General features: G+C 64.0%; 12 protein-coding genes. 7 read left to right on the top strand and 5 right to left on the bottom strand.

Annotation, left to right across the window (positions count from 1 at the left end):
• The first annotated feature begins 48 nt into the window (after positions 1 to 48).
• A complete protein-coding gene (locus BDOA9_RS20820) occupies positions 49 to 294 on the top strand; it encodes a DUF6719 family protein (RefSeq protein WP_025035903.1) in 246 nt (81 codons plus the stop codon).
• A 12-nt stretch (positions 295 to 306) separates the two neighbouring features.
• Here the strand turns inward: BDOA9_RS20820 and BDOA9_RS20815 are convergent, their stop codons facing one another.
• The 3 genes from BDOA9_RS20815 to BDOA9_RS20805 all read right to left on the bottom strand — a co-directional run bounded on the left by BDOA9_RS20815 (position 307) and on the right by BDOA9_RS20805 (position 2,025).
• Entirely contained in the window at positions 307 to 669 is a 363-nt protein-coding gene (locus BDOA9_RS20815) for a hypothetical protein (RefSeq protein WP_025035902.1), read from the bottom strand.
• Between the two features lie 32 nt (positions 670 to 701).
• On the bottom strand, positions 702 to 866 hold the full coding sequence (locus BDOA9_RS38920) for a hypothetical protein (protein ID WP_192859590.1): 165 nt from the start codon (positions 864 to 866) through the stop codon (positions 702 to 704).
• Positions 867 to 1,476: 610 nt separating this feature from the next.
• Positions 1,477 to 2,025: a CreA family protein gene (locus BDOA9_RS20805; RefSeq protein WP_025035900.1), complete on the bottom strand. Its 549-nt coding sequence runs from the start codon at positions 2,023 to 2,025 to the stop codon at positions 1,477 to 1,479.
• 208 nt (positions 2,026 to 2,233) lie between these two features.
• Here BDOA9_RS20805 and BDOA9_RS20800 point away from each other — a divergent pair, with 208 nt between their 5' ends.
• The 4 genes from BDOA9_RS20800 to BDOA9_RS20785 all read left to right on the top strand — a co-directional run bounded on the left by BDOA9_RS20800 (position 2,234) and on the right by BDOA9_RS20785 (position 6,179).
• Positions 2,234 to 3,757, top strand: coding sequence for a L,D-transpeptidase (locus BDOA9_RS20800; RefSeq protein ID WP_025035899.1), 1,524 nt, complete (start codon positions 2,234 to 2,236; stop codon positions 3,755 to 3,757).
• Positions 3,758 to 3,848: 91 nt separating this feature from the next.
• Positions 3,849 to 4,418: a glutathione peroxidase gene (locus BDOA9_RS20795; protein WP_025035898.1), complete on the top strand. Its 570-nt coding sequence runs from the start codon at positions 3,849 to 3,851 to the stop codon at positions 4,416 to 4,418.
• Between the two features lie 165 nt (positions 4,419 to 4,583).
• Positions 4,584 to 5,606, top strand: coding sequence for a polysaccharide deacetylase family protein (locus BDOA9_RS20790; protein WP_025035897.1), 1,023 nt, complete (start codon positions 4,584 to 4,586; stop codon positions 5,604 to 5,606).
• 9 nt (positions 5,607 to 5,615) lie between these two features.
• Positions 5,616 to 6,179, top strand: coding sequence for a dihydrofolate reductase (locus BDOA9_RS20785; protein ID WP_025035896.1), 564 nt, complete (start codon positions 5,616 to 5,618; stop codon positions 6,177 to 6,179).
• A gap of 179 nt (positions 6,180 to 6,358) precedes the next feature.
• Here BDOA9_RS20785 and BDOA9_RS20780 read toward each other — a convergent pair whose 3' ends face one another.
• On the bottom strand, positions 6,359 to 6,811 hold the full coding sequence (locus tag BDOA9_RS20780) for a DoxX family protein (RefSeq protein ID WP_025035895.1): 453 nt from the start codon (positions 6,809 to 6,811) through the stop codon (positions 6,359 to 6,361).
• 287 nt (positions 6,812 to 7,098) lie between these two features.
• Here BDOA9_RS20780 and BDOA9_RS20775 point away from each other — a divergent pair, with 287 nt between their 5' ends.
• Positions 7,099 to 8,253 carry an IS4 family transposase gene (locus tag BDOA9_RS20775; protein ID WP_025035894.1) on the top strand — a complete coding sequence of 385 codons (1,155 nt, stop codon included), beginning with the start codon at positions 7,099 to 7,101 and terminating at the stop codon, positions 8,251 to 8,253.
• A 150-nt stretch (positions 8,254 to 8,403) separates the two neighbouring features.
• Here BDOA9_RS20775 and BDOA9_RS20770 read toward each other — a convergent pair whose 3' ends face one another.
• Positions 8,404 to 10,713, bottom strand: coding sequence for an NADP-dependent malic enzyme (locus tag BDOA9_RS20770; RefSeq protein WP_025035893.1), 2,310 nt, complete (start codon positions 10,711 to 10,713; stop codon positions 8,404 to 8,406).
• Positions 10,714 to 10,958: 245 nt separating this feature from the next.
• On the opposite strand from BDOA9_RS20770, the gene BDOA9_RS20765 reads away from it, so the two are divergent.
• Complete coding sequence (locus tag BDOA9_RS20765; protein WP_025035892.1) at positions 10,959 to 12,923, top strand: hypothetical protein; 1,965 nt, start codon at positions 10,959 to 10,961, stop codon at positions 12,921 to 12,923.
• The last annotated feature ends 43 nt before the right edge of the window (positions 12,924 to 12,966 follow it).

Here is a 12,966-nt window from a genome sequence, read left to right as displayed (position 1 = left end):
TCGCCCGCCGCTCCCTAGATTGCGGCATCGATGCCGGGACCTCACATCATGCTGCTGCGCCAAGCGACCTGCCTATCGCTGCTGATCTCCATCGCGCTCGCCTCGACGGCAGGCGCCGCCACAATCGGACGCGAGCAGGACATCGGCGACCTCAAGCTCGGCCAGCGTGTGCTCGTGGATGACGGAACCTGCCCCGCCGGCCAGGTCAGGGAAGTGCGCGGCGCGAAGATGACCGACAAGGGAGTCTCGCGCACGAGCTCCTGCGTGCCGCGGCACGGCCCGAAAACGAAGTGATGACGCGAGAGGCTATTTCGCCGGATCGAACATGCACTGAAGGGTCGGTTTGGCGATCTTGGTGAAGGTCGGGCCGATCTCGCTCTGCTTGGAGGCCGGCACCCAATCGGTCTCGATGGTGGGCACGCCGGTCTCGCTGATGCCGCGCAGCAACGCTTCGCGCAGATCGCGGTCCTCGACGGCCGCAGCAGCGTGATCGTGCAGGCAGCCGCAGACCTCCTCCGGATGCTCCCAGCGCCCGAGCATGCGCGGGGCACACTGGCGCACGAATTCGCCGCGTGGATCGGGTAGCCTGGAAGGTGAGCGGACCTGCGCCTGAACGGAGCTGATCGTCAGAAGGGACACGAACGCTGCGGCGCAGAGACGAAGCAACATGATGGCTTTGCCGGCTGTTTTGTGGGTGGCGGTCAGAAGCGCGCAGCGACCACGATCGGCTGGGCGGCCGGAGCCGCAACGGGCGAGCCGCTGTACTGGAAGGTGCCGACGCCGGGCAGATTGCCGTCGGGCGCGCCCGCCCATGAGGAGCCGGCGAGGACGAGACCGAAAGCAAGGATGAAGCTGAGCGCGCGCATGATGTGTGTCCCAATTCGGTGGCCGGCGGGGCGCCGTCGTCGTTATGAGCCTGATAACCATGGGTGGTTTCGCGCGTGATGCGCGAAACGCTGAAAATGGTTTCGTCTTCGTGAGAATTGTTTCGTCCCGGCCGCGGCGACGAAACAATTCTCGGAAAATGCCAGATATTTCAGACAGGTCTCGCGGCAGGCCAAAGTCGCCTGCCAGGTTCCGCGCGGGCACATCGTCATGCGGCCGCCGCGCGCATTTCACACGCATTTTACGTTTTTCTGCTGAAAGACGGCAAAAGAAGGCTGGATCCTGTCGAACCGGGGTTGGTTCGACAACGACCAAAGCCATCGAAACCGAGACGCCCGAATCATCGGGCGCATTCACGTGAGGGATGGCCATGATGGCGGCAAATCGCGCAACGCCGCGCGATGAAAATTTACCGACGGATCGCGGAGATCAACCGCCCATTCGCGGCAGCGCCGGCGCTATGGCGCTGCAATCGAGCCGCGGCTTCGAGGCGGCGCCGCAGACCTTTGTGCGGCTGACCGGGTCGCGGCTTGCGACCCAGCGCGACCGCCACCGGGTGAGCGCAGGCTCGTCACAGGCATGAAGGACGCATCATTGCGTGAAGAACTCGCCGCACTTCTGGACGTTTGCGTCCGCCGGCCCCCACGGCATGATCGGCACCGTCGAGGTTGAGTTCTTGGGCGAGCCTTCGATCAGCTTGTCCGAATAGACCATGTAGACCAGCACGTTGCGCTTGGCGTCGCAGCCGCGCACGATCTGCATCTTCTTGAAGAACAGCGAGCGGCGCTGGCGGAACATGTCGTCGCCCTGCTCCATCTTGTGCTTGAACTTGATCGGACCGACCTGGCGGCAGGCCAGCGAGATGTCCGAGACCTCCTCGGCGAGGCCGAGCCAGCCCTTGAAGCCGCCCTTCTCCGGCACCGTGAAATGACAGGCGACGCCCTCGACTTCGGGATCGTCGAGACCATAGGTCGCGAGCTTGTCGTTCGGGCTCATCCATTTGAACACGGTGGAGCGGCGGAAGATCAGATCGGGCTCGTCGGCCGCAGATGCCGATGCCGATGGCGCGATCAAGGCCAGGAGGAATAAAGCGAGGGCTTTCAAGCGGATGCTGGAAAGACCAGGGAAACGAGATGACATGAACTTCTCCGGTAACAAGTCCCCGCAATGTAGGAACGCAAACGGCGATCAGGAAGGCGGCGCAGGGTGGGACGCGGCCGCCGTTTACCGCTCCGTGAGGCTTTTTTGCTACGCCTTGGACAAAAGTAGCTGATGGCAGAACCGCGCTGCTGGTGAACGCGTATCCCCTTTGCGAGACTAACGTCTGATTTGGATTATGGATTCGAGGATGAACAGCGTGAACGGGTGGGGTTCTTCTGCCAAGCCGGCACGGCTGTGGCAGGTCGCCATTCTGACGGCGGCGGGTGCAATCGGCGCGACCAGCCAGGCAGACGCAGCATATTATTATTGGACCGACTATTCCCACGGGTCCTACTACGCCCGGCAAGAGCGGCTTCCCGAAATGCCGCGCCAGAAGCCGCAAAAGCGCGGCGCTGCAAGCAAGAAGGACGTCGTCGTCGAGAAGGAAGCCGGCACCAAGCCGCAAGGACCGCTCGTCATCGTCGTCTCGATCGACCGGCAGAAGGTGACGGTCTACGACAACACCGGCGTGTTCGCGGAATCGCCGGTGTCGACGGGCATGAAGGGCCACTCGACGCCGATGGGCGTGTTCAGCATCATCCAGAAGCACAAATTCCACCGTTCCAACATCTATAGCGGCGCGCCGATGCCGTATATGCAGCGGATCACCTGGTCCGGCGTCGCGATGCATGCCGGCGCGCTGCCGGGCTATCCGGCCTCACATGGCTGCATCCGCATGCCCATGGCGTTCGCGACGAAGATGTGGAACTGGACCAGGATGGGCGCGCGCGTGATCGTGGCACCCGGCCAGATCTCGCCGCAAGGCTTCTCCCATCCCCTGCTCGCCTCCGTGCGCGTGCCGCCGCAGCCCGCAGCGAGCCTCGCGCCGCAGACCAATGTCGCCGACAAGGCCGATAAAGGCACGACCGAAGCCAAGCCGGTCGAGACCAAGACGGCCAGCGCCGACAGCGTGATCGAGCTGCGCACTTCCGTCGGCCACGCCGTGTTGTCGGACGTAACCACCGGCAATGCGGCTGCGCGCGAGGAACCCGCCGCGACGGCCGACGAGGTCAAGACGGCCGAAGCGGACAAGCCAGCGTCCGAAGGCGCCGCCAAGCCGGCGAACGAGAACAAGCCGGCCGACAAGGTCGAGCCGGTTAAAACGGAAGCCGCGAAGGCACCCGATGCGCCAGCGCTCGCCACCGTCCCCGATGCAAAGAAGGACGAGGGCCGCGTCACCGATCCTGCGCCGGCGGCAAAGCCGGACGCGCCGAAGCGGGCCGGCCAGATTGCCGTCTTCATCAGCCGCAAGGATTCCAAGCTTTATGTGCGGCAGAATTTTGCGCCGCTGTTCGAGGTGCCCGTCACGATCGCCGCGAGCGACCGGCCGCTCGGCACGCATGTCTTCACGGCCGAACTCGACAAGGCCGATGCCAACGCGCTGCGCTGGTCGGTGGTGTCGCTGCCCGTGTCCGCCCGTTCGGCGGTGCGCGAGGACGAGAGCCGCATGACGCGACGCCAGCGCGGCGCAGCCGTGATCCCGGTCGCCGCAAAACCGGTGGTGACGCCGGACAGCCCGGCTGAAGCCCTCGACCGCATCTCGGTCCCCACTGAGACCATGGCGAAGATCAACGAGATGCTCACGTCGGGCGGCTCGATCATCGTATCTGACCAGGGCATCAACCAGGGCGAGACCGGCGAAGGCACCGACTTCATCGTCCGCCTGTACTAGCTCGCGAGGCCGCGTTCGATAACGCGGTGTTGACGCGTGAGGCCGCACTGGCGGAGTAACATGCCCTTGGATCATCTCGGGGGACACCGTCATGATGAATCGCAGGACCGTGCTGAGCGTCACGCTTGCAGGCGCATTCGCGCCTGTCACGCGCGCCCTCGCTGATGGCGCAATGAGCCGGATCTCGGCTTACGCCTTCTCCTTCCCCGCTTTGTCAGGCGACGATATCCGCCTCGCAGCGTTCACCGGCAAACCGCTGCTGGTGGTGAACACGGCCTCGCTCTGTGGCTACACGCCGCAATATGCCGGCCTGCAGGAGATATGGAACGAGTTTCGCGGGCGCGGGCTCACCGTGATCGGCGTGCCCTCCAACGATTTCGGCGGCCAAGAGCCCGGCGGCAGCAGCGAGATCACGCAGACCGCGCACCACCAATATGGTGTTACCTTTCCGATCACGGCCAAGGCGGCGGTGGTCGGCGCAAAGGCGCATCCCTTTTACAAATGGGCCGCCGAGGCCCGACCGAAAGAAGTTCCGCGCTGGAACTTCCACAAATACCTGATCGGCCGCGATGGCTATGTCGCCGAGGTGTTTCCATCCGCCGTCGAGCCGGCCGACACGCGGATCAAGACCGCCATTGCCAGAGCCCTGGCCGACACTTGACGCAAGGTGCACGCCATCCGGTTGGGCACAATTGCGGCGCGGCATCAAACAGCCGTTGCAATGGCGATGGCCCACCATCTAGGCTAGGATGGTTTGGGCAGGACGGTTTTTGCCGCAGGCGAAAAGCCGCGGCGGAACAACGGGATCAATCTCGAGGACAACACCATGCGTGTGGCGGCAGGACTGATATTAGCAGGTGCGATCTCGGTGGCGATGACCGGCGCCGCATGGTCGCAGACGCCGGCCGCGAAGCCCGCGGCCGCACCGCAAGCCGCGCCGGCGGCAACACCGGCGGCTGCAACCTCCCCCGCAGCGCCCGCGCCTGCAGCAGCGGCTGCGGCGCCGGCGGGCTTCGTCAATCCGCCGCCGCCGAAACAGGCGCCGCAGCCGGCCCGCGCGGCGTGCAACACACCGGGTGCGCTCGGCGTCGCCCGCACCGTCGAGATCGACACCACGGGCGGCCCCGGCTTCGGCTTCGAGCATTTCAAGGAGCTCGACTTCCTGCGCGACAAGGAGGTCGTGCTGACCTTCGACGACGGCCCCTGGCCGCGCAACACGCCCGCCGTGCTGAAGGCGCTCGCGGACGAATGCACCACCGGAATCTTCTTCATCATCGGCAAGCACGCGACCTACGAGCCGGAGATCCTCAAGCAGGTCTACGCAGCTGGCCACACCGTCGGCGCCCACACCTGGTCGCACGCCAACCTCAACAACAAGAAGCTCAACGAAGCGCAGCGCAAGGACGAGATCGAGAAGGGCTTTGCGGCGGTGAAGTGGGCGCTCGGCGGTATCTCGCCCGCGCCGTTCTTCCGCTTCCCGGCGCTGCAGCATCCGCCCGAGATGGTCACCTATCTCGGCAACCGCAACGTCGCGAGCTTCTCCTGCGACATCGACTCGTTCGACTTCAAGGCCTCCAAGCCCGAGAAGATCGTCGAGACCGTGATGAAGAAGCTCGACACCAGGGGCAAGGGCATCGTCCTGATGCACGACTTCCAGAAGCACACGGCCGAGGCCCTGCCCGAGCTGCTCAAGCGGCTGAAGGCCGGCGGCTACAAGGTGGTGGCGATGCGCGCCAAGTTCCCGGCCTCGACCCTGCCGGAATACGACCAGGAGCTGATCAAGGACCTCAAGCTGCCGACGGTGAGCCAGCGCCCGGTCAATTCGGTGGTGACGACCGTTTCCGAATAGCCGTCGCAATTGTCTTTCCGTATCGAAGGCTACGTCATCGTCTCCGCGGACGGCATGCTCGCCGATCCGTCGCACATCATGCCTGAGACCTTGAAATTCGAAGGCGACAAGCGGTTCTTCGAGCAGGCGCTCGATCGCGCCGCGCTGATCGTGCACGGCCGACGCTCGCACGAGCAGCAGCCGAATTCGGCCAAGCGCAAGCGGCTGATCCTGACCCGCAAGATCAGGGACCTCACCGTCGATCCGGAGATGCCGAACGCGACGCTGTGGAATCCGGCGCATGCGAGCTTCGAGGAGGCCTGCGCCTTTGCCGACGTCGCCTCCGGCATGGTCGCCATCATCGGCGGCCCGGTCGTGTTCGACCTGTTCATGGACCGCTACGACACGTTCTGGCTGTCGGAGGCTCCGCATGTGCGGCTGCCCGGCGGTGAAGGATGCTTCGTCGGCGTGCCCCAGCGGACGCCTCACCAGGTGCTGGCTGCGCACGGCCTGAAGCCGGGTGCGCCGTACCTGCTCGACGCGGCGCATGAGGTGACCGTGACGCCGTGGCGGCGAGCTGGCCTCTCGGCATGAGCTCGCTCACATCGGGGGAGCCGATTCAAACTACGAAAACAACCCCATGCACAGTACCGGCAATATAATACCACTTCTTATCTTGCTGGCTTAGCGGGCTGAAATTGGCCCCGCCGCCGACCAGCGCAAAGCCGGCTGACATATGTGCCGAGACCCGATAATCGGCCGCGGAGTGAGCGCTAGACGTCGCCGTAGGCCGCCTCGGCCGGGCGCGTAATGCGGCCGTAGCCGATGATCATGCAGAGCGCGCCGATGATCGAGAGGTTCTTGAGCGCGTCCACCAGCATCTTGGCGTTTTCGGGCGCCGCCATGTTCCAGAAATCGTAGAACAGGAAAGTCGCGACGGCGACGTAGACGATCAGCAGCATCGCGAAGAAGCGCGCGCCGAAATTCAGCGCGATCATCAGCCCTGCGATGATCTCGAGTCCCCCAATCGCGATCGCCAAGAGCTGCGGCGTGGTCATGGCCGTCGCCGTCTCGACCTGCTTGGCGTAAGGCGCGACGACATCGGGCACCACGAGCTTGCCAGCGATGACGTCGGCGGTCGCCTGCATGGCAAAGAGCTTGGTCGCGCCCGTGTAGATGAACAGCACGGCGAACAGGATTCGCCCGAAAGTCACGAACGCTGGCATGATCGACCTCTTGGCAAAGTGCTCCTGCACGGAACGCTTGATGGGATTATGGAGAGTCGTGCGCCGGTTTACAAACGAGGAAATCGCGAACTGAAAGGAATTCAAAGTTGGCGCTCTCTAGCAGAATCGAACCAACTGGAATGAGGTGACTACCACTCTCTCGGCGTCATGGCCGGGTTTGACCCACGGCTGTCCGGTTTAATTTTCGTGGACAGGGCGCATGGCGTGGATTCTTCTACGGTCTTGAGCATCGCCAAATGTTCGAGACACGCCAGGAGAGTCCCGCCATGCGCCACCACAATACAGTATTTCACGGCATTCTGAACTTGGTGCCGTGGGGTGTTCTGGACCGGCTTGTGGACAGGTACCAGGCCAATAAGCGGGTGCGGCGGCTCAGCACACAGGATCAGTTTGTTGCGATGCTGTACGCGCAGCTTTCGGACGCCCAGAGCCTCCGATCGATCGAAGCATCCTTCGAGAGCCATGCCGCACGGCTCTACCATCTCGGAACCAAAGAGCTGTCGCGCTCGACCTTGGCTGACGCCAACGCCAGGCGGTCCAGCGCGGTCTTTGCCGAACTGTTGGCGGTGCTGATGGGCCGCTGCGAACGTGATCTTGCCGATAAACTGGCCGAAGCGGTGTATCTGGTCGATTCGACCGGCTTTCGGCTGAACTCTCTGAGTTCCGATTGGGCGCGGTTTTGCTCCGGCGTGCATGGGGTCAAGCTGCATATCGTCTACAATCCCGACAGTGAGCTTCCGAGCTTCGCCGAACTGACGCCCGCCAACGTCAACGACATCACCGTCGCCAAGGCCATGCCGATCCGCCCCGGGGCCACCTATATCTTCGACCTCGGCTACTACGATTATGGCTGGTGGGCTGAGCTCGACGCTGCGGGATGCCGCCTGGTGACACGGCTCAAGGTCAACACGCCCCTGAGCGACACGATCGAGAACAAGCTGCCTGAAGGCTCCTGCGCGCTCTCCGACCGCATAGGTCTGTTGCCTGCACGGCAAGCAAAGTCCCGCAAAAACCCCTTCAGGGATCCGGTGCGCGAGATCACGGTTCGCACCGAGACCGGCAAGATCCTGCGCATCGTGACCAATGATCTCGATGCCCCGGCCGACGAGATTGCTGAACTCTACAAGAGGCGCTGGCAGATCGAGCTGTTCTTCCGCTGGGTCAAGCACACTCTCAAAATCCGTCACTTCTTCGGCACGTCCGAGAATGCCGTGCGCATCCAGATCGCCATCGCGCTGATCGCCTTCCTGCTCTTGCGTTCGGCCCACAAAGCACAACAAAGCGTCGAGAACCTTCTGATCTTCACCCGCCTGGTCGCTCAAAATCTCATGCAGCGGCGGCGGATCGATCACCTTCTCGACCCACCGCCCCCAATTATCAAAAATGACCGCCAGATGAGCCTAAGACTATGCCAAGTTTAAACCGGACAGCCGTGGGTTTGACCCGGCCATCCACGAGTTGTCCCACCGCACAAAGAACGTGCATGCCCGGGCCTCCGCCTCGCCGAAGCGGCTTCGGCCGCGCAGGCGGGACAAGCCCGGGCATGACGGCATCGTGGGAACGTTGACGCCTTACGTAAACAACGTCGGCTGCTGGCGCGAGGCGCGTTCCTGCGCTTCGACGACCGCCACTGCCGTCATGTTGAGGATGCCGCGCGCCGTCACCGAGGGTGTGAGGATGTGCGCGGGCCGTGCCGGGCCGACCAGGATCGGGCCGACCGGCAGCGCGTCGGCCAGCGACTTGATCATCTGATAGGCGACGTTGGCGGTGTCCAGGGTCGGCATGATCAGGATGTTGGCCTCGCCCTCGAGCTTGGAGTGCGGCAGCACCATTCGTCGCGCCGCGGCGGACAGCGCGGTGTCGCCCTGCATCTCGCCGTCGGCTTCGATCTCCGGATGCTTGTCCTTCAAGAGCTGCGTCGCCCGCCGCATCTTGCGCGAGGATTCGGTGTCGTAGCTGCCGAAATCCGAATGCGAGACGAAGGCGATCTTCGGCTTGATGGTGAAGCGCTGCACGTGGACCGCGGCGAGCGAGGCGATCTCGGCGAGCTCCTCCGCGCTCGGGTTGGGACGAACCTGCGTGTCGGCGATGAAGAAGGCGCCCTTGCTGGTGATCAATAGCGCCAGCGCCGCGTAGTCGCTGATTCCCGGCGAGAAGCCAACGATCTCGCGGACATGGCGCAGATGGCTCATGTAGCGGCCCTCGACGCCGCAGAGCATCGCGTCGGCCTCGCCGCGCGTCACCGCGAGCGCCGCGATGACCGTGTTGTTGGTGCGGACCACCGTGCGCGCCGCATCCGGCGTCACGCCGTGGCGGCCGGCGACCTCGACATAGGATTGCACGTAGGAGCGGTAGCGCGGATCGTCCTCGGGATTGACCAGGTCGAAATCCTTGCCCGCCCTGATCGAGAGGCCGAAGCGCTTGAGGCGCGCCTCCACGACCGAGGGACGGCCGACCAGGATCGGCCGCGCCAGCTTCTCCTCCAGCACGACTTGCGTGGCACGCAGCACGCGCTCGTCCTCGCCTTCGGCATAGATCACACGCACCGGCTGGGTCTTGGCCTTGGCGAACATCGGCTTCATGACGAGGCCGGAGCGGAAGGCGAAGCGTTCGAGCAGCGCGGTATATTCGTCGAAATTGGTGATCGGGCGCGTTGCGACGCCCGATTCCATCGCCGCCTTCGCCACGGCCGGCGCGATGCGCAAGATCAACCTGGGGTCAAACGGGCTCGGGATCAGCGAGCCCGGACCGAAGCCCTGGGTCTCGCCGGTGTCGAAGCCCTGCGCGACGGCATCTGACGGCGCCTCGCGGGCGAGTTGGGCGATGGCCTCGACGGCGGCGTGCTTCATCTCCTCGTTGATTGCGGTGGCGCCGACATCGAGCGCGCCGCGGAAGATGAAGGGAAAGCAGAGGACGTTGTTGACCTGGTTCGGGTAGTCCGAGCGTCCGGTGCAAATCATGGCGTCCGGCCGCGCCTTGCGCGCCTCTTCCGGCATGATCTCCGGTGTCGGGTTGGCGAGCGCCATGATCAGCGGCTTGTCGCCCATCGCCTTCGCCATCTCCGGCTTGAGCACGCCGGGCGCCGAGAGCCCGATGAAGATGTCGGCGCCGCCGATGACGTCGGCGAGCGTGCGCTTGTCGGTCTTCTGCGCATAGACCGCCTTCCAGCGATCCATCGAGGTGTTGCGCCCTTCGTGGACGAGGCCGTCGATGTCGCAAACCCAGATGTTCTTGCGCTGCGCGCCCATCGAGACCAGCAGGTTCAACGTCGCGATCGCCGCGGCCCCTGCCCCCGAGGCCACGATCTTGACGTCGGACAGCTTCTTGCCGTTCAGCCTGAGGCCATTGGTGATGGCGGCGGCGACGATGATGGCGGTACCGTGCTGGTCGTCGTGGAAGACCGGTATCTTCATCCGCTCCTTCAGGCGCGCTTCGATCTCGAAGCATTCCGGTCCGCGGATGTCCTCCAGATTGATGCCGCCGAAGGTGGGCTCCAGCGCGGCCACGGTCTCGACCACACGGTCGATGGTGTCGGCGGCGATCTCGATGTCGAACACGTCGATGCCGGCGAATTTCTTGAACAGGACGGCCTTGCCCTCCATCACCGGCTTGGACGCCAGCGGCCCGATATTGCCGAGGCCGAGCACGGCGGTGCCGTTGGAGACCACGGCGACCAGATTGGCGCGCGTGGTGAGCGTGGCCGCCTCGGCCGGGTTCTTGGCGATCTCAGTGCAGGCCGCCGCGACGCCCGGCGAATAGGCCAGCGCGAGGTCGCGCTGGTTGGCAAGCGGCTTGCTTGCCTGGATCTCGAGCTTTCCAGGGCGCGGGAGACGATGGTAGGCGAGCGCCGCCTGGTGGAGATCATCAGAATAGGACGACATGCGGTATCTCGCCTCGCGTAACCGGCCTCAAAATGCATGATCCGGGGCCGCTGTCCAAGCGAACACTATTTCCGGGTCATGGAAAGGCGATGAAGCACGCCGGGCGGCTTGGTGGCAACATCGGATTGCGCCCCCATCAACAGGGCGCGCCGTCAAATATTTGAAACCATAGCTTTCTCTGGACCGAACGCCCTTTCGCGAATATGGCAGGTTGCGCGGTGCAAAACGAGCAACTGGAGCTGGGAATGAAGCGGATCCTGATCGGCCTGATCGTGGCTGCAGTGCTCGGCGCGGGCGGGTGGTTCGGCTTCAACCTCTACGCAAGGCATCGCGTCACCGCCGAGATCGAAGCGGCCTTCGAGCAGATCCGCAGCAGTGGCGGCAAGGCGAGCCACGGCAAGATCGGGTTCGACCTGCCGTCGCGGACCCTCACAATCGAGGACATCGCCGTGGAGCCAGGACGGCCCCCCCTGGCCGGCATCAAGGCTGCGAACATCAAGGCTGTCGGCGTTCGTCAAGCCGACGAGGCGCATATTGCGGCCGACAACATCGAAATCGATGGCGTGGAGCTGGCGATCGACGGCGCCGCAGGTGCGGCGGGCATGAAGCTGACCTATAAGATCCCGCAGATCACATTGGCCAATTATTCCGGGCCCACCCGCATGCAGGGCGCGCCGGCCTCGGATTCCATTCTCGACGCGTATCGTTTTGGGCTTGAGCAATTTGCAAACATTGCAGCCGGCTCGCTCAACGTGCCAACCATAACCGCCGCAATGACCGGAGTGACCGGGGGAGGAACCGGCGAGATTACCTATTCGGGACTGACGCTCCGCAACATCAATCGCGGCAAGATTGAAGCGGTAAAAATTGACCGCGCTGTTGTTGGCATCAGCACGCAGCAGCCGCGCCCGGATAAAGTCACCTCGGGCTTCTCTGACGTAACGATCGACGATTTGGACGCAAACGTCGTAATCGCGGCTCTCAATCCGGAAAAAACTAAGGACGACAGCTATCACCGTGTTTATCGGCAGATATCGAGTTCGTACACGATGACTTCGACGTCCGGCATCGGCGCTAAAATTGGCCGCATCTTGATCGAGGACATCGCGTATCAGCCGTCGAAGTTTCGTCCTGGAGAGCTGCTCGCTGTTCTGCCAAAGGAATCGCCTGCATCTCAGAACCCAGCGCAGATGCGCGAACTGGCGGAGAAGGTCGCAGACCTCTATGACGGCGCGCGAATCGGCAAAGTGACGTTAGCCGATTTGTCGATGAGCTCGCCGCAGGGGACTGGTAAGCTCAACGCCGTCACATATTCCCAAGGCGAGTTCGCGCTGGAAGGCCTCGATGCACCGCAAGGTCAGTTCAAGATGGAGCACTTCGCGCTGAAGTCCTTCAGCGTCGCGAATCTGATGCGTTGGGCGGCGGGCCTCTCGAAGAACGGCGGGCGGTCGCCCTCGCCGGATCAGATGCTCGGGCTGTTTGGCGTGCTCGCAGGCGCGGAGGTCAAGGGCGTCGTGGCGCCCTACAAGAACACACGGCAGCTCGTCACCATCGACACGATCAGCCTGAACTGGGGCCAGCTGGTCGGATCGATCCCCAGCAAGGCCAGTCTGGTCGTGAAGATGGTCACGCCGACCGATCCCGCCAATCCGGCGCTGCAGCCGCTGATCGTGGCAGGCGTGGACAAGCTCGCGATCGACCTCGATCTCGGCGCGGCCTGGACGGAATCGTCGGGCGCGTTCGCGCTCGCCCCCGCCACGCTCGATCTCGGCAATCTCGCCAGGGCGCAGCTCAGCGTGGCCCTTGGCAAGGTGCCGCGCGACCTCTTCACCACGACGGACCGGTCGGCGGCGATGGATCAGCTGGCGCAGGTCGAGGCCGGCGCCATCGAGCTGTCCTTGCGCGACCGCGGCGTGGTCGATCTGGTCGTGGCCCAGTTCGCACGCATGCAGAATGTCAGCCGCGATGCGGCGCGCAGCGCCATCGTCTCGATGATCCGGGCGCAGGGCGAGAAGATCGCTGGGGCCAATGGCGACGCGAGGATGGCGGTGGATGCGCTCGCCGGTTTCGTAGAGACGTCAGGCCAAACGCTGAGCGTCAAGCTGATGCCCCGCGCCAAGGTCCCGCTGATGCAATTGATGCAGCTGTCGCAAAGTGACCCCGAGAGCGCGCTGGCGCAGTTCAGGATCGAGGCGTCGACGGGGCTGTAGGCTGCGACACGCAACTCTCTCCTCGTCATTGCGAGGAGCCCTG

Source organism: Bradyrhizobium sp. DOA9 (genome assembly GCF_000617845.2).
Classification (GTDB): Bacteria; Pseudomonadota; Alphaproteobacteria; order Rhizobiales; family Xanthobacteraceae; genus Bradyrhizobium.
This window is presented reverse-complemented; position numbering and strand designations above follow the sequence as displayed.